Raw genomic sequence first — 25,221 nt, forward strand, 5'->3', positions numbered from 1 at the left:
CGGACGAGGCCGACAGATCCGGTTGAGGACCCGAGGTCAGTCAGAGGTTGAGTCAGACCTGCCCGGGAACCGCTCATGAACATCCTCACTGTCAGAGGTGGCGTTCGACGGCCTCGAAGATGTCGGCGTCGGTCTCCTGCTGCCACTTGGGGAGGTCGTCCCAGTCGGCGGTGTAGGCGGGTTTGGGGGCGGCGATGTGGTGGTGGATCTGGGCGATCCAGCAGAGGGCGACGAAGCGGCCCTTCTGCTCGCGGGTGAGCTTCGAGGTGCTCCCGCCGCTGACGGTGATGAAGTCGCGGACCTGGCCGAACACGGCGGCTGCGGCAGCCCGTTCCCAGTCGGGCGTCTCCTCCCAGGGGGAGACGTAGCCGGGCTTGGGATCGCCGGGGAAGTGCTTGCGCACCCCGGCGATCCAGGCCTCGCGGAAGATCCGGCCGTCCTCGGTCATGGGGGATTCCTTCTCGGTGGTGGGATCGATCCCGTTGTGCAGGTACCGGGTTCGGCCGGCGTCGTCGCGCAGGATGACGTCCGCCGAGACGCGCTTGCGCGCCTGTCGCGCGTTGCCCTCGGCGGGGTGGGCGTTCCAGGCCTCGGTGTCGGTGGTGGTCGGCCTCATGATGGACCTCTCCGGGGCGACGGGATGATGGCGGCGAGCAGGAGGAGTCTGATTCTGCTCGCCCTTCGATGACTTCGCTCGGGTCTGGTTGACGCGCCACCGCTCGCTCTCCTGAAGGCTGGGCCAAGAGTACGGCTACGGAGAGTGTGGTGACTCCGACTCGGAGTCATGGGATCGGAGGGGCGCCGGGGGCGGGCGTTGGGGGGTCTCTGTGGAGGCGTGCGGGAAGATCGTGCATGCGGATCTGGTGGTGGGCTGCTAGGTAAGAGAGGGGCGTGCGGGCGATGCCGATGCTCTATGTGGTGGTGTGTGCGGCCGGAGTGGCCGGCGGGGTGGGGGAGTTGGTCTCCGCCGCGCAGGGGCGGGGGTGGTCCGTCGGGGTGGTGGCGACTCCGTTGGCGATGGGGTTCATCGACGTGGAAGGGCTTGAGGAGCAGACGGGTTTCCCGATCCGCTCCGCCTGGCGGAAGCCCGGGGAACCCCGTCCGCTGCCCGACCCGGACGCGCTGGTGGTCTCGCCGGCCACCTTCAACACGATCAACAAGTGGAGCGCCGGGATCTCGGACACCCTCGCGCTGGGCATCCTCTGCGAGTCCTACGGCTGGGGCATCCCCGTCGCCGTCCAGCCCTGTCTGAGCGCGGCCCAGGCGGCGCACCCGGCGTACGGGGAGAGTCTGGAGCGGCTGCGGCGGATGGGCGTGCGGATCGCGGAGTTCACGCCCGGGTCGTACAGCTGGACCCGGGCGCTGGACCTGCTGGGGGACTGACAGGGTGGCTGGTCCGGCGGCCCGATCCTGGCAGTGTGCGGGTGTTGCCCCGTGAGCGGCCCGGAGTAGCGTCCGGGCAGGTCGGCGACGGTGTGGGAGGTTCCGGTGGCAGCGGTCAACGGCGAGGTGTCGTTCTGGTACGCGGCGGAGGGGGTTCCGCTGTCGGGACCTGCCCTGCCGGGAGACCGGGACGTGGACGTCTGCGTCGTCGGCGGCGGGTACACCGGACTGTGGACGGCCTACTACGTGAAGAAGGCCGAACCCGGCCTGCGGGTAGCCCTGTTGGAGCGCCGCTTCTGCGGCTACGGCGCCTCGGGGCGCAACGGCGGGTGGCTGTACAACGGCTTCGCCGGCCGCGGGGTCTTCGCCAGGACGTACGGCCGGGGCCGGGCGGCGGCGATGCAGCGGGTGATGGACGCAGCGGTCGGCGAGGTCGTGGAGACCGCGGCCGCCGAGGGGATCGAGGCGGACGTCGTCCGGGGCGGGGTGCTCGAAGTGGCGCGGAGCGGGCCGCAGTTGGAGCGGTTGAAGGCCTTCGTCGAAACCGAGCGGGGCTACGGAGAGGGCCGGGTGGAGTAGCTCTCCGCGAAGGAGGCCGGCGAGCGCGTCAACGCCGCGGGCGTCCTCGGTGGGGCGTGGTCCCCGTACGGGGCCCGGATCCAGCCGGCCAAGCTCGTGCGCGGCCTGGCGCGGGTGGTACGGGAGCTGGGGGTCGAGGTGTACGAAGGCACGCCCGTCACCGGGATCGTCCCCGGCGGCGACGGCCGCCGCCCGCGCGCCGTGACGCCGTACGGCACCGTCACCGCCGACCGCGTGCTGCGCGCCACCGAGGGGTTCACCGCCGGGCTGCGCGGCGAGCGGCGGACCTGGCTGCCGATGAACTCGGCGATGGTGGCCACCGAGCCGCTGCCCGCGGAGTTCTGGGCGGAGGCCGGCTGGCAGGGCCGGGAGGTGCTCGGGGACTTCGCGCACGCCTACATGTACGCCCAGCGGACCGCCGACGACCGGATCGCCCTCGGCGGGCGGGGCGTGCCGTACCGCTTCGGCTCGCGGACGGACTCGGACGGCAGCACCCAGGTGGAGACGGTGCGCCAGCTGCGCCGGATCCTGAACGACTTCTTCCCCGCCGCCGCGCACGCCCGGATCGACCACGCCTGGGCCGGGGTGCTGGGCGTCCCCCGGGACTGGTGCGCGACGGTGGAGCTGGACCGGGCGAGCGGGCTCGGCTGGGCGGGCGGGTACGTCGGCAGCGGGGTGACCACCACCAACCTGGCCGGCCGCACCCTGCGCGACCTGGTGCTGGGGCGGGACACCGAGCTGACCGCGCTGCCCTGGGTGGGGCACACCGTGCGGCGCTGGGAGCCGGAGCCGCTGCGCTGGCTGGGGGTGCAGGCGATGTACGCCGCGTACCACGCCGCCGACCGGCAGGAGGCGGCCGGACGGGCCACCACCTCGCCGATCGCCCGGGGCGCGGACCTGGTCTCCGGGCGAATCTGACGGGCCGTTCGGCCGAGGCGCGCGGCTGGTCTGCCGGGTGCCGCGCCGTGCGCCGCGCACCGTTGGGGCGTGCTGAGGAGAACCCTGCCGGCCCTGTGCCTCGCCCTGCTGCTCTGCGTGCCCGCGGGCCGCGCGTATGCCGCCCGTGCCGCGTCCGTTGCCCATGGCGCGTCCGTCACCCGCGCCGCGTCCGCCGCACCGGACACCGCGCAGGACGGGGAGGTGGTCGCCGTGGACCAGGCGTCCCGCCGCGTCCTCGTGCTGCGGGGGGTCGAGGAGCTGACGGGGTACCAGGGCGTCGACCGTCCGCCCGTCGTGTGGTCCTGGGCGGCCGACCGGGCGTCCGACCTCGGCGACCTGGACCCCGAGCAGAGCTGGACCGACCCGGACGAGGCGAAGGGCCGGACCCTGGAGGGCCGGCACTACCTGCTGACCACGGCCTCCGGCGGGCTCGCCGCCGTCGTCGACACCGCCACCGGCGCCAGCCGCTGGGCGGCGGACCTCGGCGGGGACGTCAATCCGCACAGCATCGAGCTGCTCCCGGACGGCAACGTCGCGGTCGCCGCGAGCGCCGGCGGGTGGGTACGGCTGTACGCCGCCTCGCAGGGCTCCCGGGCCACCGCCCATGCGACGTTCCGGCTCCCCGGCGCGCACGGGGTGCACTGGGACGAGCGGACCGGCCTGCTCTGGGTGCTCGGCGACGGAGAGCTGACCGGGCTGCGGGTCGGCGGGGACCCGGACGCGCCCGCCCTGACCGCCGTCCGCAGTGCCCCGCTGCCCGACCAGGGCGGTCATGACCTCGCGCCCGTCCTGGGCTCGCCGGGCCGGTTCTGGGTGAGCACCCTGAACGGCCTCTGGCAGTACGACCCCGCCGCCGACGGGTTCACCGCCGTTCATCTGGCCGATTCCGCCGATCCCGCCCATTCCGCAGATCCGGCCGAGGAGCGGGATGTCAAGAGCATCGGTGACGAGCCCGGCACCGGGCGGCTGCTCACGGTGGTGCCGGACCACTCCCCGGCCTGCGACTGGTGCACCTCGGTGATCCGCCTGCACCGCCCGGAGGGGACGTGGAAGTTGACCGGCACGCAGCTGTACAAGGCGCGCTGGTGGGGTGGCTGGTAGCAGATCAGTGACGGACAGTAGTCGATCTTGGTCGGCGGGTCGGCGATACCACCCGTTCTGCTTACCGCGTTCGGCTGATGGGGCATATTGTGTACCCCGGCAAACTACTCCAATGGAAGTCAGTTTCCCCTCAGCGTCCGAAAACCATCTGCGGACCTGCGCCGACTGGGATAGCGTCGAAGCCGTCGGGGGGCCGACACCGATCGGGTGTATTCGAACGTCAGCTACCGGGCCGTAACGGCCCGAATTGGTCCTGGAGAAAAGCATGCGGAATTCCCCGGAGGAAAGCCGGTCGGACGTCATCGACGATCTGCAGCTCGCAGTCGACTCGCTGGCGGCATTTCCGGCCCGGAATGCGGCCGGAACGGCGGACGTGACCGAACGGCTCGCGGCGGTCGCCGCACTCTGCCGGTCGGTCGACACGGTGCTCGACAGCCTGGTCGTGCAGGCCGCCGCGGAGGCGGCCGAGGAGGGCTGGACCGCGGCCCGGATGGCGGCCGAACAGTCCGGCTACTACGCCAGGTTGCAGCGGGCGCTGCTCCCCACCGTCGCCGGCGCCGGGCTGACGGAGCAGTGAGCGCCCTGCGTCCGGGCGTGCACGTGCTGTCCTGCCCCACCCGGTGGAGCGACGTCGACGAGAACGGGCACATCAACAACGCCCGGCTGGTCGGCTACGTCCAGGAGGGGATTTACGACCTGTTCCGCCACCATGCGACCGCCGTCCGGCAATCGCTGTTCCCGTCCGGATTCATTATCGCCCGGCACGAGATCGATTACCTGGAACAGTTGCACCACCGCCCCGAGCCTTTGTCGGTGCGGCTGACGGTGGAACACCTCGGGCGGAGTTCCGCACACGTCGAGGTGAATGTCTGCCGGGAACCGCTCACGTTTATGCGGGCGCGGACCGTGGTGGTCGCGCGGGACCAGGAATCCGGGCGTTCGCGCAAACTCAGCCAGAACGAGCGGCGCTTTCTGGCGGCGTTTATGTCGGTCTCGGCGGCCGGCCCGGCGCCGGACACGGCGCGTGGCGACCGCCGGGCGGGCGGCCTTCCCGCTGCCGCTGCCGCTGGTGCCGCTGCGGCGGCCCGGGTGCAGGCGTCGGTGCAGGCGTCGGTGCAGGCGCCGGTCCCGGCCTCGGAGTCGGACCCGGTGCGCTGGGCGCCGGCCCGGCTGGGTGGCGGGGTGGGCTCGCCGCGCGGTCCGCGTCGGCGGTGTCGTACCTCGGCGGGCTGAACCGCCCGCCGAACCGCCCGCTGAACCGCCCGGCGACTGAGCCGCCCGGCGACCGTGGGCTCCCGTGCCGGTGACGGCGCGGGCCGGCGGCGTGATCGACAACGGCGTCGATCCGTCGGTCCGGCCCCTCCCGTCCAGCCCCTCCCGTCCGGCCCTTCCCGTCCGGCCCCTCCCGGACCGCTTCCTCCGCACCGCAAGGGCACGGCGTCAGGGTTCCGTTCAGGACCGCCGCCCCACCCGCAGCGGCGGGTCCGCCCGGTTCGGAGCGCAGTACGCTGAGCAGCACGGGAACCGGAACGTCCCCCGGCGGTGACGGGCTGCGACCGACCAGCAGCCTCCATGGACCATCGGCCGCCGACCCGGCCCGGTCCCGCCGACCGGAAGGAGGACGCGATGACCATCTCCTGGGAGGACTTCCTCGCCCGTGTCGTGGAGCGCGGCGAGTACCGGGGCGAGGCGGAGGCGGACCACGCCGTCCGGGTCGTGCTCTGCCTGCTGGGTGAGCACTTGGTGGGTTCGGAGCGCGGCGAGCTCGCCGGGGCGCTGCCCGCCACGTACGCGACGCTGCTCGGGGACGCCCGGCCCGCCGCCGAGCCGCTGACGGCCGAGCGCTTCGTCGAGGCCGTGGTGGGCTGGATCGACGGCGCCACGACCGCGACCGCGCAGTGGGACATCGGGGCGGTGCTGAGCACCCTGGCCGAACTCGTCCCGGGGGAGCTGGTCGACCGGGTGGTCGAGCAGCTGCCGGACGGCTACGACCTGCTCTTCGGCCACCCGCTGCCCGCGTGAACAACCCCGCGTGCACAACCCTGCGGGTCCGGGCGCCTAGGGCACGCCCCAGCGGCCGGTGGTGGCCCGGAACAGCTCCGCGCCCGGCCCGGTCAGCTCGACCGGCCCGGCGCCCGGGGGCAGGTACGCCGAGGCCCCCCGGGGCAGGTCGAGGCCGGGGTGTCCGGGGGCGTGCAGCCGGGCGCTGCCCGCGGTGCAGAGCAGGATCTGCGGGGTGGGCAGCTCGATCCGGACGGGGGCGGCCGACGGGTGCAGCCGGGAGAGCCGGAACTCTGCGGCAGGGGACGGGAATTCGGCCTCGACGGCGGTCAGTGGGCGGGCTTCGAGGACGGCGGGCGCGGCCGCCCGGAAGTCGGTGACGGCCAGCAGTCCGGCCACGTCGACGTGCTTGCCGGTGAGCCCGCCGCGCAGCACGTTGTCCGAGTTGGCCATCAACTCGACGCCCACGCCCCGGAGGTACGCGTGCGGCACCCCGGCGGCGAGGTAGAGCGCCTGGCCGGCGGCGAGCCGGACGTGGTTGAGCAGCAGCGCGGCGAGCAGGCCGGGGTCGCCGGGGTACTCCTCGGCGAGCCGGGCGTAGGCCGCGCAGGTGTCCGCGTGGGGGCCGCCGGAGGCGGCGGTGCGGCGCAGCGCCCCGGCCACGGTGGTGAGTTGGGGAGCGTCGGCGGCCAGTGCCCGGCGCAGCAGTGCGGGCAGTGCCTCGGCGGCGGGCCGCTCGCGCAGGGTGGCCGCCCAGGGGGCGAGCACGCCGAGGGCGTCCAGCAGCCGGGCCGTGGCGGCGGTCGGGCGGAAGCCGCAGAGGGCCTCGAAGTCACCGAGGGCGCCCAGCAGTTCGGGCTTGTGGGAGCGGTCCTTGTACACCCGCTCCGGGGCGGTGGGCGGGATGCCCCGGGCCTGTTCGGCGGCGTACCCGGCCTCGGCCTGGGCGCGGGTGGGGTGGACCTGCAGGGAGAGCGCCCGGTCGGCGGCCAGCACCTTGAACAGGAAGGGCAGTTCCGGGCCGAACCGCCGTACGGTGTCCGGCCCGAGCAGGCCGTCCGGGTCGGCGGCGATCAGTGCGTCGAGCGCCCGGCCGCCGGCCCGGGAGGGCGCGGAGGGGTGGGCGCCCATCCACAGTTCGGCCTGCGGGGTGCCGTCGGGGGCGGTGCCGGTGAGGGCGGGGATGGCGGTGGGGGAGCCCCAGGGGTAGTGGCGGACCGGGTTGTCGAGCAGGGTGTAGGGCGGCATGCCAGGGGTCTCCCGGGACTGTCAGCGGCAGAGCGCGGCGGCGCCGATCAGCCCGGCGTCGGTGCCGAGCTCGGCGCGGCGCACGTCCAGGCCTCGGACGTAGGACAGGGCGGCGTAGCGGTCCAGGTGGCGGGCGAGCGGGGCGAACAGCACCTCCCCGGCGGTGGCGACGCCGCCGCCGACCACCACCCGGTGGAGGTCGACCAGGGCGGCGGTGGCGGCGATCCCGGCGGCCAGGGCCTGGGCGGCCCGGTCGAAGGAGGCCAGCGCGACCGGGTCGCCCGCGGCGGCGGAGGCGGCCACGGCGCGGGCGGTGGCGTCCTCGCCGGGCGGGCGCCAGCCCTCGGCGAGGGCCCGGCGGGCGATCGCGGTGCCGCTGGCGAGGCCCTCCAGGCAGCCGCGGGAGCCGCACGGGCAGGGCTCGCCGTCCAGGTCGACGGTGATGTGCCCGAGGTGTCCGGCGTTGCCGCTGGGGCCGGGGCGCACGGCGCCGTCCAGCACCAGTCCGGCGCCGACGCCGGTGGACACCACCAGGCAGAGCGCGTTGGCGGCGCCCCGGGCGGCGCCCTGCCAGTGCTCGGCGGCGGCCATCGCGACGCCGTCGCCCGCCAGGCGGACCGGGAGTCCGGCCACCGCCGGGTGCGCGGCGACCTCGGCGACCAGCGGGAAGCCCCGCCAGCCGGGGATGTTGACCGGGCTGACGGTGCCGTCGGCGAGGTCGACCGGGCCGGCGCTGCCGATGCCGACGGCCGTCACGGCGGCCCAGTCGGGGGTGCCGGCCAGCTGGTCCAGCACCTTGTGCACGACGGCGAGCACGGCCGGGCCCGGCTCCCGGGCGGGGGTGGGCAGTTGCAGCCGGTGCCGCAGCCGGCCGGCGCCGTCGACCAGGGCGCCGGCGATCTTGGTGCCGCCGACGTCGACGGCGGCGAACAGGGGGGTGAGCGGCATGGCGGGCTCCAGGAGGGGTCGGCGGCGCCCCGGCCGGGCGGGCCGGGGCGCCTTCACCGTACGTCGGTCAGCGGGTGGGGCTGAGGCGCAGCGTGACGAGTTCGAACGGGCGCAGCGCCAGGTGCACCGCGCCGTCCTCGACCGTCACCTCGCCGCGGGTGCCGTCCCAGGGCCGTTCCAGCAGGTCGCAGGGGACGGCGCCGGCCAGCGGGAAGGAGGTGCTGAGCCGGCCCCGGGCGCGGCCGCCGCCGGCCTCGTAGACCCGGACGACCAGGTCGCCGCTGCGGTCGTCGGCGAGCTTGACGGCGCTGACCACCAGGGCGTCGTGGTCCACCTCGACCAGCGGCGCGACCCGCTCGGCGGTGCCGGTGACCCGCCGCTCGGGCAGGCCGATCCGGTAGCCCTCGCGGACGGCGTCGCCGATCGCGGCGCCGGGGACCAGCGCGTGCCGGAAGCGGTGCAGCCCCTGGTCGGTCTTCGGGTCGGGGAAGCGCGGGGCGCGCAGCAGCGAGAAGCGGACCGTGGTGGTGGTGCCGCCGTCGTCGGCGCGCACGCTGCGGGTGACGTCGTGGCCGTAGGTGGAGGCGGTCACCAGCGCGACGCCCCAGCCGGGCTCGTCCAGGTGGACGAAGCGGTGGTTGCAGGCCTCGAACTTGGCGGCGTCCCAGCTGGTGTTGGTGTGGGTGGGCCGGTAGAGGTGGCCGAACTGGGTCTCGGCGGCGTACCGCTCGGTGTGGACGTCCAGCGGGAAGGCGGCCTTGAGGAACTTCTCGGTCTCGTGCCAGTCGACCTCGGTGTCGATGTCGAGCCGCTGCTCGCCCGGGTGCAGGGTGAGGGTCTGGACGACGGTGGAGGAGCCGAAGGAGCGGGCGATCCTGACCTCGGCCCGGCCGTCGGCGGCCGTGGCGGTGAGGGAGTCGACGCCGGTCAGGTCGGTGACGGTGTTGCGGTAGAACTGGTCCACGTCCCAGGCGTCCCACATGTTGGGGAAGTCGGGGTGCAGCTGGAGCAGGTTGGCCCGGCTGCCGGGGGCGACGGTCTCCCGGCCGGTGGCGAGCTCGACGGCCGAGCCGATCAGGCCGTCGGCGTCGACCACCACCTCCAGCAGGCCGTTGCGCAGCGTGAACCCGCCGCCGTCGAGCGCAGTGACGGTGGCGGCCGGGGCGTCCGTGGCGGCGACGGCCGCGCCGCCCGCCGGGACGGCCGAACGGGCGTGCGGAGCGGAGTTGAACACCAACTCCCGCCCGCCGTCGGTGGATCCGGCCAGTGCCTGCTGGGCCGCGTCGATCAGCTCCGCCAGCTCCCGGGCCAGCGCCGCGTAGGTGGCCTCGGCCTCGCGGTGCACCCAGGCGATCGAGGAGCCGGGCAGGATGTCGTGGAACTGGTGCAGCAGCACCGTCTTCCAGATCCGGTCCAGCTGCTCGTACGGGTACGCGTACGGCTGCTCGGCTCCCGCGCGCAACGCGGCGGTGGAGCACCAGAGTTCGGCCTCGCGCAGCAGGTTCTCGCTGCGCCGGTTGCCCTGCTTGGTCTTCGCCTGGCTGGTCAGGGTGGCCCGGTGCAGCTCCAGGTAGAGCTCGCCGACCCAGACCGGCGGGTCGGGGTACTCGGCCTCGGCCTTGGCGAAGAACTCGGCGGGGTTCTCCCAGCGGACGGTGGCCGAGCCCTCCAGGTCCCGCAGCCGGGCCGCCTTGCCGACCATCTCGCGGGTCGTCCCGCCGCCGCCGTCGCCCCAGCCGGTCGGGGCGATCGAGTGCCGGGCCACCCCCTTGTCCTTGAAGTTCCGTGCCGCGTGGGCGATCTCGCTGCCCTTCATGGAGCAGTTGTAGGTGTCCACGGGCGGGAAGTGGGTGAAGATGCGGGTCCCGTCGATGCCCTCCCAGAGGAAGGTGTGGTGCGGGAACCTGTTCACCTGGCTCCAGGAGATCTTCTGGGTCAGCAGCCACTTGGAGCCGGCGTTGCGGATGATCTGCGGCAGGCCGCCGGTGAAGCCGAAAGTGTCGGGCAGCCAGGCCTCGTGGTTCTCGACCCCGAACTCCTCCAGGAAGAACCGCTTGCCGTGCACGAACTGCCGGGCCATCGCCTCCGAGCTCGGCATGTTGGTGTCGGACTCCACCCACATGCCGCCCGCCGGGACGAACCGGCCCTCGGCGACGGCCTTGCGCACCCGGGCGTACACCTCCGGGCGGTGCTCCTTGATCCAGGCGTACTGCTGCGCCTGGGACATGGTGTAGCGGAACTCCGGCTCGTCCTCCAGCAGGGCGGTCATGTTGGCGGTGGTCCGGGCCACCTTGCGCACCGTCTCGCGCAGCGGCCACAGCCAGGCGGAGTCGATGTGGGCGTGGCCGATCGCGCTGATCCGGTGCGCGGACGGCACGGCGGGCGCGGCCAGGACGGCGGTCAGCTCCGAACGGGCCGCGGCGGCCGTGCCGTTGACGTCCTGGAGGTCGATCGCGTCCAGTGCGCGCTCGACCGCGCGCAGCACCTCCCAGCGGCGGGCGCCGTCCACCGGGAGCTCGGCCATCAGCTCGCCGAGCACCTCCAGGTCCAGCGACAGCTGCCAGACGGTGTCGTCGAAGACGGCGAGGTCCATCCGGGCGAGCTTGTACTGCGGACGGTCCCCGGCCGTCTCCTTGTCGCCCAACTCGGTGGGCAGGAAGGGGTGGTAGTCCAGGATCACCGGGTTGGCGGCGGCCTCGACGTGCAGCAGCACCTGCTCGCCGCCGGCCGCCGGGGCGGCGATCCGCACCCACTGGTTGCGCGGGTTGAGGCCCTTCACCGGGCTGCCGTCCGGGCGGTAGACCAGGCCCTCGCACTGGAAGCCGGGCATGTTGGCGTCGAAGCCGAGGTCGATCAGCGCCTCGACCGTCCGTCCGGCCCAGGCCTGCGGCACCGTGCCGGACACCGTCAGCCAACTGGTGCCCCAGGGCGCGCCCCAGGCGTCGCCGACGGCGATCGGGGTGCGCGGCGCGGCCAGGCCCTCGGCGACCGGGACGGGCTCGCCGGGGGCGGTCCAGATGCCGACCTCCAGCGGGACGGACTCCGGGTACACGGCCGGGAGGATGCGCTCCTCCAGGACGCGCTTGAGGCGGGACTCGACGAGGGTGCGGTCATCGTGCATGGCGGCAGGCTCCGTTGCGTGCGGGAGGGCAGTTGCTGGGGGAGGGCGGCTTCAAGCGGGGACGGCTTCAAGGAGGGACGGCTTCAAGGAGGGACGGCTACAGAGAACCTACGTCGGCGGGGTGGACCACCTCGGTGATACCGCGCGCCGCCAGGTGCGCTGCGTCCCCGGCGCGTTCGGCGAGCACGGTGGTCGGGCGGGCGCCGGCCTCGGCGAGGCGCATGAAGGCCTCGTACACCGGGCCGCCGGGGCCGCAGTCCGCGCGGCGCGGGGAGGTGACCTCGTCGCCGGTGGCGACCACCACGGCGGTGCCGCGCGGCTTGGGCGGCTGCCAGCTGCGGCGGGCCTCGGCGGCGGCCTCGGCGAGCCGGGCGCCGGCCGGCTTGACCGCCCGGTCGGTGGTCAACAGGCCGAGGCTGTACTCCAGTTCGGGGAAGTCGGCGAGCGAGCGGTCCACGTCGTGGGAGCACCACCAGGTGACGCCCCAGAGGTCCGGGCAGTCCAGCACGGCCTCGACGGTGGCGCCGGTGAACCGGGCCGCGTCCGCGGCGGTGATGTGCGGGGCGGGCGCGCCGACCTCCTGCAGCCAGACCGGGCGGGCCGGGTCGTCCGCCCAGGCCTTGGACAGCTCGACCAGGTACGCGGCGTGCTGGGCGGTGGCAGTGGAGTGGGCGCCGTAGCGCTGGGCGGTGCCGTTGAAGACCCAGGAGTGCACGGCGGTGGCGCCGCCGAGGCGGGCCGAGTGCCAGGGCGTGAAGGGGTGTTCGTCCAGGTACCAGGCCGCGTCGTAGGAGGCGTGCAGGTGCAGCCGCCCGGGCGCGCCGTCCTCGCAGGCGGTGAGCATCCGGCGCAGCCAGGCCTCCGCCTCGGCGGGGGTGCAGCGGTCGGGGTCGGGGTGCGGGGCGCCGGAGAACTGGTTGATCTCGTTGCCGAGCGTCATCCCGAGGAAGTTCGGGCGTTCGCGCAGGGCCCCGGCGAGGGTGCGCAGGTAGGCGGCCTGGCCGTCCAGGACCTCGGGGTCGGTGAACAGGTTGCGGCGGTGCCAGGTCTGCGTCCAGGCGGGCAGGAAGTCGAAGCTGGACAGGTGGCCCTGGAGGCCGTCCACCGCGACGTCCAGGCCGCGTTCGCCGGCCGCGTCCACGAGCGCGGTCAGCTGTTCGACGGCGCGCGGGCGGATCAGGGTGCGGTTGGGCTGGAACAGCGGCCAGAGCGGGAAGACCCGGACGTGGTCCAGGCCGAGGGCGGCGACGGAGTCGAAGTCGGCGCGCACGGCGTCCAGGTCGAAGTCGAGCCAGTGGTGGAACCAGCCCTTGCTGGGGGTGTAGTTGACGCCGAAGCGCGGGGCCTGCGGGGTGGTGGAAGCGGCGGAATCGGTGGAAACGGTGGTCAGGGTGGTCACGGGTGGGCTACCTCAACTGGGTCGGGGCGTACGGACGGTGTTCTCGTCCTCGGGGGCTCAGCCCTTGACGGCTCCCTCCTCGACGCCCTGGAAGAAGAAGCGCTGGCAGACGGCGAACACCACGACGATCGGCAGGAACGCGATCATGGTGCCGGCCGCGATCAGCCGGGGATTGGCGGAGAAGGTGCCGTTGAGGTACTGGAGCCCGACGGTCAGGGTGTACTTCTGCGGGTCGTTGAGCACGATCAGCGGCCAGAGGAAGTCGTCCCAGGCGCCGATGAAGGTGAAGATGACGATCACGCTGAGCATGCCGCGCACGTTCGGCAGGCCGATGTACCACAGCCGCTGCCAGACGCTGGCGCCGTCCACCAGCGCCGCCTGGTCGAGTTCGGCCGGTACGGCGGCGAAGGCGGTGCGCATCAGCAGCACGTTGAGCATCGCGATCGCCCCGGGCAGGGCCACCCCGGCCAGGCTGTCGGCCAGGCCGAGGCCGCGCACCAGCACGTACTGGGAGACGATGGTGACCTCGCCGGGCAGCACCAGGGTGGCCAGGAAGAGGCCGAGGAGCAGCCGGGCGCCGCGGAAGCGCAGTCGGGCCAGGGCGTAGCCGGCCAGGGTGCAGCCGACCACGTTGCCGGCGATGCAGACGGCCGCGACGGTCAGCGAGTTGAGGGCGTACGTCCACACCGGGATGGTGTCGGCGACCTTGCCGAAGTTGCCCAGGGTGGGCTGGTCGGGCAGGAAGCTCGGGGTGCGGGTGTAGACGTCCTCGGTGGGGCCCTTGAGGGCGGTGGACAGCTGCCAGAGGAAGGGGCCGATCACCAGCAGCAGGACGAGCAGCAGGAGCAGGTAACGGGAGGCGGTCCGGGCGCGGGAGGGGGTGTTGAAGCCGCGGGCGCCGCCCTTGGCCTCCTTGGCCCCCTTGGTCCTCCTGCCCCCCTCGGCGCTCGGGTCGGGCTTGCGGCGGGGGTCGGTGGTCGCGGTGGTCACGGTTCAGGCCGCCTTCCGGTTCAGCCGCAGCAGGAACAGCATCGGGCCGAGGGTGACGACGAACAGCAGCAGGCTGAGCGCGGAGGCGTAGCCCAGGTGGCCGTTGAAGCCGCGGCTGTACATCTGGATCAGCATCACCACCGACATGTCGCGGCCGCCGGGGCCGCCCAGTCCGTTGGAGAGCACGTACAACTCGGAGAAGACGCGCAGCGAACTCACCGAGATGAGTGCGGAGATGAGCACCATGGTCGGGCGCACCCCCGGCAGGGTGATGTGCCAGAAGCGGCGCAGCGGGCTCGCGCCGTCCACGGCCGCCGCCTCGTGCAGCTCGTGCGGGACGTTGGCGAGGGCGGAGAGGTAGATCACCATGTAGTAGCCGAGCCCCTTCCAGACGGTCAGGGCGATCGCGCTGAACAGCAGCAGCCAGCGGTCGGTGAGGAAGGGGACCGGGGAGTCGGCCAGGCCGCCCTCCTGGAGCAGGCCGTTGACCAGGCCCCGGTCGTCCAGCACCCAGCCCCAGATCAGTGCCACCACGACGGCGGAGGCGATCACCGGGGTGTAGAAGGCGGTGCGGAAGAAGGTGATGCCGGGGATCCGGCGCTGCACCAGCAGGGCGAGCAGCAGTGGCAGGACGGTCAGCAGGGGGAGGCAGACCAGCATGAACACGATGCTGTTGAGCAGGGCGTCGGCGAGCTGGGCGTCGTCCAGCAGTCGGCCGTAGTTCTCCAGGCCGGTGAACCGGCCGCCGCCGATGGGCTTGGCGTTGGTGAAGGAGAGGATCACCGTGTTGACGGCCGGCCAGAGGTTGAAGACGGCCAGCCAGAGTATCGCGGGGCCGGCGAGCAGCCAGGGAGTGAACCAGCGCCGGTGGGTCATGCGGATGCCTTCCTGGGGCTGGGCCTTCCGGGGCCCGGGGTGGTACAGGCCCCGGGGGTGTGCGAGGCCCGGGGCGGCGGGTGTGGGGGAGGACCCGCCGCTTCGCCGGTAGGGGGTACGGGACTGCGGTTCGTCGGGACGCCGGGACGGTGAGGCCGCGCGGCGGCGGGGGATCAGCCCTTGAGCAGCTTGTTGCACTGCTCCACGGCGGTGTCCAGGGCCTGCTGGGAGCTGCTCTGGCCGCTGATGGCGAGGGCGAACTGCTGCTTGACGACGGTGCCCATCGCGTCGTCCACCTCGACCGGCTGGATCAGCTCGGCCTTGGCGAGCGAGGTGAAGGCGATCGCCTTGGCGTCGCCCGCGTTGGTGCCGTCGCTCTTGCTGAAGAACGGGTCGCTCGCGGAGGCCTTGGTGGACGGGAAGACGCTGGTCAGGTGGGCGAAGGCGGCCTGGTTCTCCGGGCTGGTGACCCAGCGGGCCAGGGCGACCGCGGCGGCCGGGTTCTTGGTGTTCTTCGGGATGGACAGGCCCTGGACGTACAGCGGCGGGGTGCCCATCGCGGGGGACGGGACGACCTTCGGCGCCAGGGTGGGGTTGTCGGTGGCGAGGCTGGTGATGAAGTTGCCGCCGCCGGTGGTCCAGGCCGCGGTCCCGGCGCTGAACAGCTTGGAGTTGCCGGCGTAGGTGTCGGTGAGCACCCCGTTCGGCATCAGGCCCTCCTTGAAGGCGTCGCGGTACTTGTCGAGCAGTGCGGCGGCCTCCGGGGTGTTGAAGGTGAAGGACTTGCCGTCGTCGGCCATGATCTTGACGCCGATGTTGTAGAGGTCGCCGAGGCCGGGCTTGCGGCTCATCAGGTAGGCCTGGCCGCCGGACTTCTCCTTCATCACCCGGGCCTGGGCGATCAGCTCGTCCAGGGTGGTCGGGGGCTTCTTCGGGTCCAGCCCGTCCTTCGTCAGGAGGTCGGAACTCCAGTAGTTCACATCGGTGTTGAGGTACCAGGGGTAGCCGAAGGTGCCCTGGTAGCCGCGGTAGCGGTAGGCGCTCACGCCGCCGGCCACGTACTCGTCCGCGAGCTTCGGGTCGGCCTTGGCGACGTCCAGCAGGACGTCCTTCTTGGCCAGCGGGAAGGCGAAGTCCGGCGGGAGGTTGACCACGTCGGGCAGGGTGCCGGAGGCGGCCTGGCTGAGTACCTTGTCGGAGTAGCCCTCGCCGGGCTGGTCCAGCCAGTCGACCTCGACGCCGGGGTACTTCTTCTTGAAGCCGTCGATCACGCCCTGCATGTAGTCGGTGAACTTCGGCTTGAGCGCCCAGGTCTGGATCGAGACCTTGCCCTTGACCTCACCGGTGGCGGCCGCACTCGCCACGTTGTCGCTGCTCTTGGTGTCTCCGGAGCCGAGTCCGCAGCCGGTGAGGGCCGCCGCGGTGAGGGCCGTGGTGGTCAGTGCCGCCCAGATTCTTCGCATGAGGGTCTCCCGGTGTTCCTGGGGTTCTGGGATGGGTGGTGGTGTGTCAGAACCTGCTTAACTAAACCGGTCTAGCTCTGGCAGGGACTATGCTCCCGCCTAAACTTGACTGTCAAGAGAGGAGTCGGATCCTGTGGGCAGACCGACGATCGCCGACATCGCGCGCCAGGCCGGCGTCTCCAAGGGCGCGGTCTCCTTCGCGCTCAACGGCCGCCCCGGTGTCAGCGAGGCGACCAGGGACCGGATCCTGCGGGTCGCCGAGGAGATGAACTGGCGCCCGCACAGCGCCGCCCGCGCCCTCGGCGGCGCCCGCTCCGACGCCGTCGGCCTGGTGATCGCCCGCCCGGCCCGCACCATCGGCGTCGAGCCGTTCTTCAGCCAACTGCTCTCCGGCCTCCAGGCCGTGCTCTCGGCCAGCTCGGTCGCCCTGCACCTGATGGTGGTCGAGGACACCGCCGCCGAGATCGGGGTCTACCGGCGCTGGGCCTCCGAGCACCGGGTGGACGGGTTCATCGTGGTGGACCTCCAGGTCAAGGACCCGCGGCTGCCCGTCCTGGACGAACTCGGGCTGCCCGCCGTCGTCCTGGGCGGGCCCGGCAAGGGCGGCAACCAGCTGCGGATCTGGGCCGACGACCGGGAGGCGATGCTCTCCATCGTCGACTACCTGGCCGCCATCGGGCACCGCCGGATCGCCCACCTCGCCGGGCTGCCGCACTTCCAGCACACCCAGCGCCGGATCCGCGCGCTGCGCGACGCCTCGCGCCGGCTCGGGCTGGAGGAGGCGCTGTCGGTGCCCACCGACTTCAGCGACGCCGAGGGCGCGGCGGCCACCCGCACCCTGCTCTCCCGGCCCGGGCGGCCCACCGCGATCGTCTACGACAGCGACGTGATGGCCGTCGCCGGGCTGGGCGTGGCGGGGGAGATGGGCGTCTCGGTGCCCGGGGAGCTGTCCATCGTCTCCTTCGACGACTCGGTGCTCGCCCGGATCGTCCACCCGCCGCTGACCGCGCTCAGCCGGGACACCTTCGCGCTCGGCGAGCAGGTCGCGCGCAGCCTGCTGGAGGCCCTGGACGGCGCCGGGCCCGACCGGGACCTCCAGATGCCGACGCCCCGGCTGACGGTGCGGGAGTCCACCTCCCCGCCGGGCAGCGGTTCCTGACTCCCTCGGTGCCGGGCCCTGACTCCTCCGGGCGCCGGGCCCTTACTCCTCCGGGTGCCGGTTCCTGACTCCGTCGGGTGGTTGTTGTCCGGGTCGTTGACACCCGTTCTGAACCGGTTTAGCCTCGCTGCGCCGAGAGGGTCCGCTCCTGCTGCCCGTTCCTGTGGCCTCCGGCCCCCCTCGGTTCAGCACCGGCACGCCCGCATGCGGCCGGCCCCCGTCCGCGACGGCGGGCCCGCCCCCACCCCTCCGCCCGATCGGAGCCCCCGCATGTCACGACGCCTACCCCTGCTGCTCAGCGCAGTCCTCGCGACGGCCGCACTCACCGCCACGCCCTCCGCCTGGGCCGCACCCGTGACGGCCGCCGCGCCGCCGCCCATGGCTGCCGCGCCGCTGCCCACGGCACCCGCCGGCCCGGGCAGCCAGCCGTACGCCTCCTACTGGTACCCCAGCACGATCCTCAGCTGGGATCCGGCCACCGACCCGGACGCCCGGTTCAACCGCTCCCGCGTCCCGCTCCAGCCCCGCACCAGCGACCCGGCCCTGGCCGCCAACCCCAACGCCCGCGCCGGCGAGGGGAAGATCGCCTCGCTGGTCTCCTTCGGCCCCACCTCCAACAACCCCTCCCAGGGCTCCGCCGACCCCAACTACTATGCCTTCGGCTACTGGCAGTACGTCGACAAGCTGGTGTTCTGGGGCGGCTCGGCCGGCGAGGGCCTGATCCTCGCGCCCAACCCGACGGTGATCGACGCCGCCCACCGCAACGGCGTCAAGGTCTACGGCACCGTCTTCTTCCCGCCCGCCGCGTACGGCGGCCAGCTCCAGTGGGTGCGCGACTTCGTCCAGAAGTCCGGCAACCGCTACCCCGTCGCCGACAAGCTCGCCCAGGCCGCCCAGTACTACGGCTTCGACGGCTGGTTCATCAACCAGGAGACCGGCGGCGGGGATTCGGGCCTGGCCGGCGAGGTGCGCAACCTGATGCAGTACACCAAGGCGCAGAGCGGAACCGACTTCATGTGGTACGACGCGATGACCACCTCCGGTGCGGTCGACTGGCAGAACGCCCTCACCTCCGCCAACTCACCCTTCCTGCAGGACGGTTCGAAGAGAACCTCGGACTCGATGTTCCTCAACTTCGGCTGGAGCCAGGACGGCCTGGACTCCTCCCGCACCCTGGCCCGGCAACTCGGCCGCAGCGAGTACGAGTTGTACTCGGGTATCGACACCGAGGCGAACGGCTACAACACCTCCGTCGACTGGAACACCCTCTTCCCGTCCGGGCAGCCGCACACCACCTCGCTCGGCCTCTACCGCCCCGAGTGGACCTGGAAGTCCGCCACCGACCGGGCCGACTTCTACGCCAAGGACACCCGCTACTGGGTCGGCGCCAACAACGACCCGTCCAAGGTCGACCTCTCGTCCGGATGGCCCGGCCTGGCGGGCTACGTCGCCGAGTCCTCGCCGATCACCGCCAAGCCCTTCGTCACCAACTTCGACACCGGCCAGGGCGACTTCTACAACGCGGCCGGCACCCGGGTCGCCACCGGCGGGTGGAACAACCTCTCGCTGCAGGACGTCCCGCCGACCTACCGCTGGGTGGTCGACTCCACCGGCAGCAGGCTCAGCCCGTCCGTCGACTTCACCGACGCCTACCAGGGCGGCTCCTCGCTGCGGCTGACCGGCACCCTGGACGCCACCAACACCGTCCGGCTCTACCAGACCCGGCTGCCGGTCGCCGCGAACACCAAGCTCGACCTGGTGGTCAAGACCCCGGCCGCCGGCCCGACCAAGCTCAAGGCCGCCGTCTCCTTCACCGACGCCCCGGGCAGCTTCACCACCGTGGACGTCGGGAGCAACGCCGGGACGGGCTGGGAGCGGCACACCCTCGACCTCTCCCGGTACGCCGGCCGCACCATCGCCCAGCTCGCCCTCCAGGTCACCGGCAACGACCCGGCCTACGACCTGCGGGTCGGCCAAGTCGCCCTCTACGACGGCACGGTGGAGAGCCCGGCCGCGCCGAGCGGGCTGACCGTGCTCGGTGCGAGCGACGTGACGGCCGGCGCGAGCCAGTCGCTGCGACTGTCCTGGACGGCGGCCCCCGGCGGCAACGTCCACCACTACGAGGTGTACCGGCGCAACCCGGACGGCAGCCGGACCTTCCTGGGGGCCACCCCCAACGACGCCTACTACGTCGGGCGGTTGGACCGGGCCGGCACCGAGGCCGCCACCACGCTGGATGTGGAGGCGGTGTCCACCACCTACGGGCACTCGGCCGTCGCCTCGACCACCGTGGGCTGGAGCGCCACCCCGCCGACCGGCTCGACCGACCTCGCGCTCAACCGCCCCGCCACCGCCTCCGGCCAGTGCAACGCCAACGAGGGCCCGGCCAAGGCCGTCAACGGCAGCGTCAACGGCGGCACGAGCGACAAGTGGTGCACGCTGACGGCCGCCAAGTGGCTGGAGGTGGACCTCGGTTCGGCGAAGAAGCTGAACAGGTTCGTGGTCCGGCACGCCCAGGCGGGCGGGGAGAGCGCCGCGTACAACACCCGGGACTTCTCCCTCCAGACCCGCGTGAAGAGCACCGACCCGTGGACGACCGTCGCCACCGTGACCGGCAACACCGCGGGCACCACCACCCACCCGGTGGACACCACCGCCCGCTACGTCCGGCTGGTCGTCACCAAGCCCACCCAGAACGGCGATCCGGCCGCCCGGATCTACGAGTTCGAGGCCTGGGGCCAGTAGGCGTCCGCACCGCATCTCCGTACCGGGTAGGCCTGCGTCACCGCGTAGGCCTCCGTACCGAAAGGACCACCCCCGTGCCGGTCACCACCATCACCGCCGTCGAGAGCACCGACCTGTTCGTCGGCCCCGAGGACGCCCCGCGCCAGATCCTGCGGGTGACGGTCGAGGGGCCGGCCGCCCCGATCACCGTCAGCGGGACGGGCGTCCGCGGCGAGGCGACCGGCACGGGGCTGGTCGACGTCCCCCTGGAGATCACCGGAGCGTCCGTCGGCGCGCAACTTCCCGTCACGGTAAGGGTGGTGGGCAGTGAGGCGAGCGGTGTGGTGGAGGTCGCCGAGCCCGGCTGGACGATGTTCCTGGTCTCCCACTTCCACTACGACCCGGTCTGGTGGAACACCCAGGCCGCCTACACCTCGCCGTGGGAACTGCTCGGCGCCGACGCCACCACCCGGCCGCTCTGGGAGCGCAACGGCTTCGCCCTCGTCGACGCCCACCTCGACCTGGCCCTGCGGGACCCGGTGTACAAGTTCGTGCTGGCCGAGGTCGACTACCTGAAACCGTACTTCGACCAGCACCCGGAGCGGCGCGCGGTGCTCCGCACGCTGCTGGAGCGCGGGCAGGTCGAGCTCGTCGGCGGCACCTACAACGAGCCCAACACCAACCTCACCGGCGCCGAGACGACCATCCGCAACATCGTCCACGGCATCGGCTACCAGCGCGACATCCTCGGCGGCGACCCGCAGACCGCCTGGCAGCTCGACGTGTTCGGCCACGACCCGCAGTTCCCCGGCCACCTCGCCGCGGCCGGCCTCACCGGCAGCGCGTGGGCCCGCGGGCCGTTCCACCAGTGGGGCCCGATCCAGAAGAACTTCCGCCAGGGCAAGGACGACGCCCGGGTGATGCAGTTCCCCAGCGAGTTCGAGTGGATCGCGCCCGGCGGGGAGGGCGTACTCACCCACTACATGCCGCACCACTACTCGGCCGGCTGGTGGATGGACTCCTCGCCCGACCTCCCCGCCGCCGAACAGGCGGTGTACGAGCTGTACCGCAAGCTCAAGCCGGTCGGCGCGACCAGGAACCTGCTGCTGCCGGTCGGCACGGACTACACCCCGCCGAACAAGTGGGTCACCGCGATCCACCGCTCCTGGCCCGAGAAGTACCTGTGGCCGCGCTTCGTCTGCGCCACCCCGCGCGACTTCCTGGACGCCGTCCGGGCCGAACTCGCCGCCACCGGGCGCCGGCCCAGCCCGCAGACCCGCGACATGAACCCGGTGTACACCGGCAAGGACGTCTCCTACATCGACACCAAGCAGGCCCAACGGGCGGGCGAGGTCGCGGCGGTGGACGCGGAGAAGCTCGCCGCGCTGGCCGTCGTGAACGGGCTCGGCGCCTACCCGGCCGCCGCGCTCGACAAGGTGTGGCGCCAACTCGCCTACGGGGCGCACCACGACGCGATCACGGGGAGCGAGTCCGACCAGGTGTACCTGGACCTGCTGGGCGGCTGGCGGGAGGCGTACGACCTGGCCTCGGCGGTCCGGGACGCGGCGCTGGACGCGCTGACGGCGCGGATCTCCACGGTGGGCATCTCCACGGCGGGCGTCGGCTCGGCGGGTATCTCCACGGCGGGCGTCGGCTCGGCTCTGGTGGTGACCAACACGCTGTCCTTCGACCGGACGGATCTGGTCTCGGTCGAACTCCCCTCCGGTGAACGGTCGGTGCGGGTCGTGGACGACACCGGCGCGGCCGTGCCGAGCGCCGTGGACCGGGGCATGCTGCGGTTCCTGGCGGCCGACGTGCCCGCGCTCGGCTGGCGCACCTGGCGGTTGCTGCCCGGGGAGCCCTCGGCCCCGGCGTGGGCCGAGGCCGACGGCGTGGTGATCGCCAACGAGCGGTACCGGGTGACGGCCGACCCGGCGCGCGGCGGCGGGCTCGGATCGGTGTACGACCTGCTGCACGAGCGGGAGTTGATCCAGGAGGGCCGGATCGGCAACGAACTGCGGGTGTACGAGGAGTACCCGCAGCACCCCGACTTCGGCGAGGGCCCGTGGCACCTGGTGCCGAGCGGGCCGGTGGTCGGCTCCGGGGACCGCGCCGGTTCCGTGCGCCGCGAGACCGGGCCGCTCGGCGAGCGGCTGGTGATCGCGGGGACGGTCGACGGCCTGCGCTACGAGCAGACGGTCACGCTGTGGCGCGGGCTGGACCGGGTCGACTGCCGCACCAGGGCGGTCGACTACTCCGGCGCCGACCGGCTGCTGCGACTGCGCTTCCCGGTGGACGTCCCCGGCGGGCTGCCGGTCAGCGAGGTCGCCGGCGCGGTCGTCGGGCGCGGCTTCGCGATGCCGGACGTGGACTCGGCGGAGGCGCCGTGGACGCTGGACAACCCGGCCAACACCTGGTTCGGGCTGGGCGCCACCGCGCGGGCGGAGCTCACCTCGGCCTCCGGCGAGGTCATCGGCTCGCGCGCGCTCGGCGTGGCCGAGGTGGTCGTCCCGACCCTGGACGACGCCGCCGACGCCCGCCCGCTGCTGGTCGCGCTGGCCCGGGTCGGCGTCACCGCCACCACCTCGGGGGCGGACTGGGCGCGGTACGGCTGGCTGGACGTCGACTCCAACCTGCCGGACTTCCGGATCGTCGTCGGCGGCCCGGAAGTCAACGACGCGGCACGGGAGTTGATCGACCGGGCGGGCGAGGAGTACGCGGCCGCGCTCAAGGCGCACGGCGCGGTGTGGGTGCCCGCGCTGACACCGCTGGCCGAGGTGTGGCGGCCCGACGCGGACCTGCGGGACCTGCGCTCCCTGCCCGCCCTGGTGGTCGCCGATGTGTCGGCCCTGGTGGACGACCTCGCCGACGCCCGGATCACCGCCGTCTGCCCGATGACGGTGTCGGAGCCGGTGTCGGAGCCGGTTCCGGAGTCGGAGGAACTCGCTGACCACACCGTGGCCTTGCTCAGCTTCGGCCTGCCCGGCTTCGCGGTGGACACCACCGGCGCGCTGCACCTGTCGCTGATGCGCTCCTGCACCGGCTGGCCGTCCGGGGTGTGGATCGACCCGCCCCGGCGCACCCTGCCCGACGGCGCCTCCTTCCAACTCCAGCACTGGACCCACGAGTTCGGCTATGCCCTGGTCGGCGGTGACGGTGACTGGCGGGTGCAGGCACTGCCCGCGCGGGGGCAGGAGTTCAACCACCCGCTGTACGCGCGGATCCTGGCCGCGCCGCAGGACGGCCCGCTGCCCGCCACGCTGTCCTGGCTGCGGGTCGAACCGCAGCGCGAGGTGCTGCTCGGCGCGCTCAAGCCGACCGGGAACCCGATCGCCCACGGCTCGGCGGCGCCCGTCGGACCCGAGCTGACCGTGCGGCTGGTCGAATCCACCGGCCTCGGCCGGACGGCGGCACTCGGCGGTGCGCTCGGGCTGACCGACCTGCGGGCGGCCGACCTGCTGGAGCGCCCCCTCGGCCCGGCCGAGCTGGACCTGCCCGGCTCGTCGATCACCACCCTGCTCGCCGCGCCCGGCGTCTCGGCCCGGCCCGGGGGCACGGCCGGGGGTACGGTACTCGGCCCGGTCGCCGAACCCGCCCAGCCCGTCCATGCCCGCTACTGGCTGCACAACCGGGGCCCGGCGCCGCTCGGCTACCTGCCGGTGTCGGTCGGCGCCTCACCCGGGCTGCTGCGGACGGCGGGGGAGCCGGTGACGCTCTCGGTCGCCCTCTCCTCCCAGCTGCGGGACGCCGCGGTCGAGGGCACGGCCGTCGTGCTGCCGCCGGAGGGCTGGGCGACCAGCCTCGGCAGCCGCCCGTACCGGCTCGCCCCCGACGGCCACCTGCGCTTCCCGGTCACCCTCACCCCGCCGGCCGACGCCCGGCCCGGGCTGCACTTCGCCGCCGTCCGGATCGAGCACGACGGGCAGGCGGTCGAGGACGTGGTCACCATCGCTATCGGCGACCTCCCCGCGCTGCTGCCGGTCCCCGGCGAGGCCCCGGAGGACTGGACGGCCGCCCAGGGCACCAAGGCGACGACCGGCCGCGACACCGGGCTGTCCGTGGACGTCTCCACCGAGACCCTGCGGGTGGCCCCCGGCGGCCGGGCCCTGCTCGGACTCACCCTCACCAACCGCACCCGCGGCGAGATCCGCGGCGAGCTGCAACTGGTCTCCCCGTGGGGGACGTGGGAGGCCGTCGCCGACCCGGTGCGCGGCTTCGCCGTCCCCGCCGACTCGGCCGTCACCGTCGACTTCGCCGTCACCGCCCCCGAGTCCCTCGACCCCGGCGCGTACTGGGCCCTCGCCAAGGTCATGTGGTTCGGCCGCTGCCAGTACGCCCCCACCGTCGCCCTGGTGGTGGAGGCATGACCCTCGGCCTGCTCGACGGACGCCCCCTCCCGCGCACCGCCCTCGACGCCCGCCTCGCCGCCCTGCGGGGCGGCCCGCGCTCCACCGCCCTTCCCCTGCCCGGCAGTTCGGAGGACCGCCAGCTCACCCGGTGGGTCGCCCAGGTGCTGCTGACCGAGGCCCTCTGCGAGACGGTCGCCGCCGAACGCGGCCTCCCGGTCGTCGCCCCCGGTCCGTCGCGCCTCGACCAACAGGCCGCCGTCGAACTCGGCTCCATCACGGCGGCCGCCTACGAGGGCAGCGCGGCCGTCCGTGCCGTCTACGCATCCGTGACCGCCGGCATCGAGCCGTCCGCCGCCGACCTCGCCCACTACCGCGCCGTGACCGCCCGCCCACCGACCACCCGCTGGCACCTCGCCCTCCCCGACGGCGGCTTCGAAGCCGACCCCGACACCCTCCCGGAGGCCCTCGCCGAGGCGCTTCGGGAGGCCCCGCCAGGCGAGTGGGTCACCGTCGGCCCCTGGACGGCGATGCTCCTCGCCACCCTGGCCGTCCCGCAGAACCCCGACCCCACCCCGGCCCTCCGGGAGGCCGCGCGAAGGGCGGAGTTCGTCCGCTGGCTGGACCACGAGCGGGCCCAACGCCTCACCCTGGTCGAGGGATTGGAACACCCCGGCGACCCGACCCAACCCGACAACCACCACCGCCACTGAGCGGCCCCGGCGTGCCCGCCACGCTCGCCCCGAGCACGGCGGGCACGACGGCGTCGAGGAGTTGTCGGAGAGGCTCAAGGGCGGGTGGGTGAGGCTTTCGGTGGAGGTCTGCGCGGTGGATCTTTAGGCCGGAAAGTCGCTATCCGAAACCGATGATCAAACCATAGGAATAGCTCCACGGCCTGACCGGCCACCCCCGATCAGAAGGAGCCACCGCCCATGATTCGCCTC

The 25,221-nt window shown here is 73.3% G+C and carries 17 protein-coding genes and 1 pseudogene; 10 read left to right on the plus strand and 8 right to left on the minus strand.

The features are described from left to right. Positions 1 to 91: 91 nt before the first annotated feature. On the minus strand, positions 92 to 448 hold the full coding sequence (locus ACFC1T_RS31895; protein ID WP_375894442.1) for a hypothetical protein: 357 nt from the start codon (positions 446 to 448) through the stop codon (positions 92 to 94). Positions 449 to 900: 452 nt separating this feature from the next. Here ACFC1T_RS31895 and ACFC1T_RS31900 point away from each other — a divergent pair, with 452 nt between their 5' ends. The 6 genes and pseudogenes from ACFC1T_RS31900 (at position 901) to ACFC1T_RS31925 (ending at position 6,024) form a co-directional block, all read left to right on the plus strand. Next, positions 901 to 1,383 (plus strand): flavoprotein, encoded by a 483-nt coding sequence (locus tag ACFC1T_RS31900; protein WP_375894352.1) that lies wholly within the window; start codon positions 901 to 903, stop codon positions 1,381 to 1,383. A gap of 105 nt (positions 1,384 to 1,488) precedes the next feature. After that, a pseudogene (locus ACFC1T_RS31905) lies at positions 1,489 to 2,880 on the plus strand (NAD(P)/FAD-dependent oxidoreductase). A 69-nt stretch (positions 2,881 to 2,949) separates the two neighbouring features. Then, positions 2,950 to 4,002 (plus strand): DUF6528 family protein, encoded by a 1,053-nt coding sequence (locus ACFC1T_RS31910; protein WP_375894355.1) that lies wholly within the window; start codon positions 2,950 to 2,952, stop codon positions 4,000 to 4,002. A 265-nt stretch (positions 4,003 to 4,267) separates the two neighbouring features. After that, complete coding sequence (locus tag ACFC1T_RS31915; RefSeq protein WP_375894358.1) at positions 4,268 to 4,579, plus strand: hypothetical protein; 312 nt, start codon at positions 4,268 to 4,270, stop codon at positions 4,577 to 4,579. Then, positions 4,576 to 5,235 carry an acyl-CoA thioesterase gene (locus ACFC1T_RS31920; RefSeq protein WP_375894361.1) on the plus strand — a complete coding sequence of 220 codons (660 nt, stop codon included), beginning with the start codon at positions 4,576 to 4,578 and terminating at the stop codon, positions 5,233 to 5,235. Before ACFC1T_RS31915 ends, ACFC1T_RS31920 begins: the two co-directional genes overlap by 4 nt. Positions 5,236 to 5,628: 393 nt before the next feature. Beyond that, positions 5,629 to 6,024: a DUF2267 domain-containing protein gene (locus ACFC1T_RS31925; protein WP_375894364.1), complete on the plus strand. Its 396-nt coding sequence runs from the start codon at positions 5,629 to 5,631 to the stop codon at positions 6,022 to 6,024. 36 nt (positions 6,025 to 6,060) lie between these two features. Here ACFC1T_RS31925 and manA read toward each other — a convergent pair whose 3' ends face one another. The 7 genes from manA to ACFC1T_RS31960 form a co-directional block, all read right to left on the minus strand. Continuing rightward, positions 6,061 to 7,251 carry a mannose-6-phosphate isomerase, class I gene (gene manA, locus ACFC1T_RS31930; RefSeq protein WP_375894366.1) on the minus strand — a complete coding sequence of 397 codons (1,191 nt, stop codon included), beginning with the start codon at positions 7,249 to 7,251 and terminating at the stop codon, positions 6,061 to 6,063. 21 nt (positions 7,252 to 7,272) lie between these two features. Further along, entirely contained in the window at positions 7,273 to 8,199 is a 927-nt protein-coding gene (locus tag ACFC1T_RS31935; RefSeq protein WP_375894369.1) for an ROK family protein, read from the minus strand. Positions 8,200 to 8,266: 67 nt separating this feature from the next. Continuing rightward, positions 8,267 to 11,320 carry an alpha-mannosidase gene (locus tag ACFC1T_RS31940; protein ID WP_375894372.1) on the minus strand — a complete coding sequence of 1,018 codons (3,054 nt, stop codon included), beginning with the start codon at positions 11,318 to 11,320 and terminating at the stop codon, positions 8,267 to 8,269. Between the two features lie 97 nt (positions 11,321 to 11,417). Then, positions 11,418 to 12,719, minus strand: coding sequence for a glycosyl hydrolase (locus tag ACFC1T_RS31945; RefSeq protein WP_375894374.1), 1,302 nt, complete (start codon positions 12,717 to 12,719; stop codon positions 11,418 to 11,420). A 57-nt stretch (positions 12,720 to 12,776) separates the two neighbouring features. Continuing rightward, entirely contained in the window at positions 12,777 to 13,709 is a 933-nt protein-coding gene (locus ACFC1T_RS31950; RefSeq protein WP_375894377.1) for a carbohydrate ABC transporter permease, read from the minus strand. 3 nt (positions 13,710 to 13,712) lie between these two features. Continuing rightward, the gene (locus tag ACFC1T_RS31955) at positions 13,713 to 14,585 is read right to left on the minus strand and encodes a carbohydrate ABC transporter permease (protein ID WP_375894380.1); all 873 of its coding nucleotides are present in this window, start codon (positions 14,583 to 14,585) and stop codon (positions 13,713 to 13,715) included. A 173-nt stretch (positions 14,586 to 14,758) separates the two neighbouring features. Next, the gene (locus ACFC1T_RS31960) at positions 14,759 to 16,048 is read right to left on the minus strand and encodes an ABC transporter substrate-binding protein (RefSeq protein ID WP_375894383.1); all 1,290 of its coding nucleotides are present in this window, start codon (positions 16,046 to 16,048) and stop codon (positions 14,759 to 14,761) included. 133 nt (positions 16,049 to 16,181) lie between these two features. On the opposite strand from ACFC1T_RS31960, the gene ACFC1T_RS31965 reads away from it, so the two are divergent. The 4 genes from ACFC1T_RS31965 to ACFC1T_RS31980 all read left to right on the plus strand — a co-directional run bounded on the left by ACFC1T_RS31965 (position 16,182) and on the right by ACFC1T_RS31980 (position 24,990). Then, positions 16,182 to 17,207, plus strand: coding sequence for a LacI family DNA-binding transcriptional regulator (locus ACFC1T_RS31965; protein ID WP_375894386.1), 1,026 nt, complete (start codon positions 16,182 to 16,184; stop codon positions 17,205 to 17,207). Between the two features lie 270 nt (positions 17,208 to 17,477). Then, positions 17,478 to 19,952, plus strand: a complete 2,475-nt coding sequence (locus tag ACFC1T_RS31970) for a discoidin domain-containing protein (RefSeq protein ID WP_375894388.1) — start codon at positions 17,478 to 17,480, stop codon at positions 19,950 to 19,952. A gap of 74 nt (positions 19,953 to 20,026) precedes the next feature. Continuing rightward, positions 20,027 to 24,298, plus strand: a complete 4,272-nt coding sequence (locus tag ACFC1T_RS31975) for an NEW3 domain-containing protein (protein WP_375894391.1) — start codon at positions 20,027 to 20,029, stop codon at positions 24,296 to 24,298. Next, complete coding sequence (locus ACFC1T_RS31980) at positions 24,295 to 24,990, plus strand: hypothetical protein (protein ID WP_375894392.1); 696 nt, start codon at positions 24,295 to 24,297, stop codon at positions 24,988 to 24,990. The genes ACFC1T_RS31975 and ACFC1T_RS31980 overlap by 4 nt, the downstream gene beginning before the upstream one ends. Positions 24,991 to 25,221 lie beyond the last annotated feature (231 nt).

It is taken from the genome of Kitasatospora sp. NPDC056076 (assembly GCF_042266305.1).
GTDB lineage: Bacteria > Actinomycetota > Actinomycetes > Streptomycetales > Streptomycetaceae > Kitasatospora.

Excerpts from the sequence above, each read along its gene's own strand:
- ACFC1T_RS31915 (WP_375894358.1), top strand. The coding sequence starts at position 4,268 with ATGCGGAATTCCCCGGAGGAAAGCCGGTCGGACGTCATCGACGATCTG.
- ACFC1T_RS31970 (WP_375894388.1), top strand. The coding sequence starts at position 17,478 with ATGTCACGACGCCTACCCCTGCTGCTCAGCGCAGTCCTCGCGACGGCC.
- ACFC1T_RS31955 (WP_375894380.1), bottom strand. The coding sequence starts at position 14,585 with ATGACCCACCGGCGCTGGTTCACTCCCTGGCTGCTCGCCGGCCCCGCG.
- manA (WP_375894366.1), bottom strand. The coding sequence starts at position 7,251 with ATGCCGCCCTACACCCTGCTCGACAACCCGGTCCGCCACTACCCCTGG.
- ACFC1T_RS31960 (WP_375894383.1), bottom strand. The coding sequence starts at position 16,048 with ATGCGAAGAATCTGGGCGGCACTGACCACCACGGCCCTCACCGCGGCG.
- ACFC1T_RS31895 (WP_375894442.1), bottom strand. The coding sequence starts at position 448 with ATGACCGAGGACGGCCGGATCTTCCGCGAGGCCTGGATCGCCGGGGTG.
- ACFC1T_RS31900 (WP_375894352.1), top strand. The coding sequence starts at position 901 with ATGCCGATGCTCTATGTGGTGGTGTGTGCGGCCGGAGTGGCCGGCGGG.
- ACFC1T_RS31980 (WP_375894392.1), top strand. The coding sequence starts at position 24,295 with ATGACCCTCGGCCTGCTCGACGGACGCCCCCTCCCGCGCACCGCCCTC.
- ACFC1T_RS31940 (WP_375894372.1), bottom strand. The coding sequence starts at position 11,320 with ATGCACGATGACCGCACCCTCGTCGAGTCCCGCCTCAAGCGCGTCCTG.
- ACFC1T_RS31925 (WP_375894364.1), top strand. The coding sequence starts at position 5,629 with ATGACCATCTCCTGGGAGGACTTCCTCGCCCGTGTCGTGGAGCGCGGC.
- ACFC1T_RS31935 (WP_375894369.1), bottom strand. The coding sequence starts at position 8,199 with ATGCCGCTCACCCCCCTGTTCGCCGCCGTCGACGTCGGCGGCACCAAG.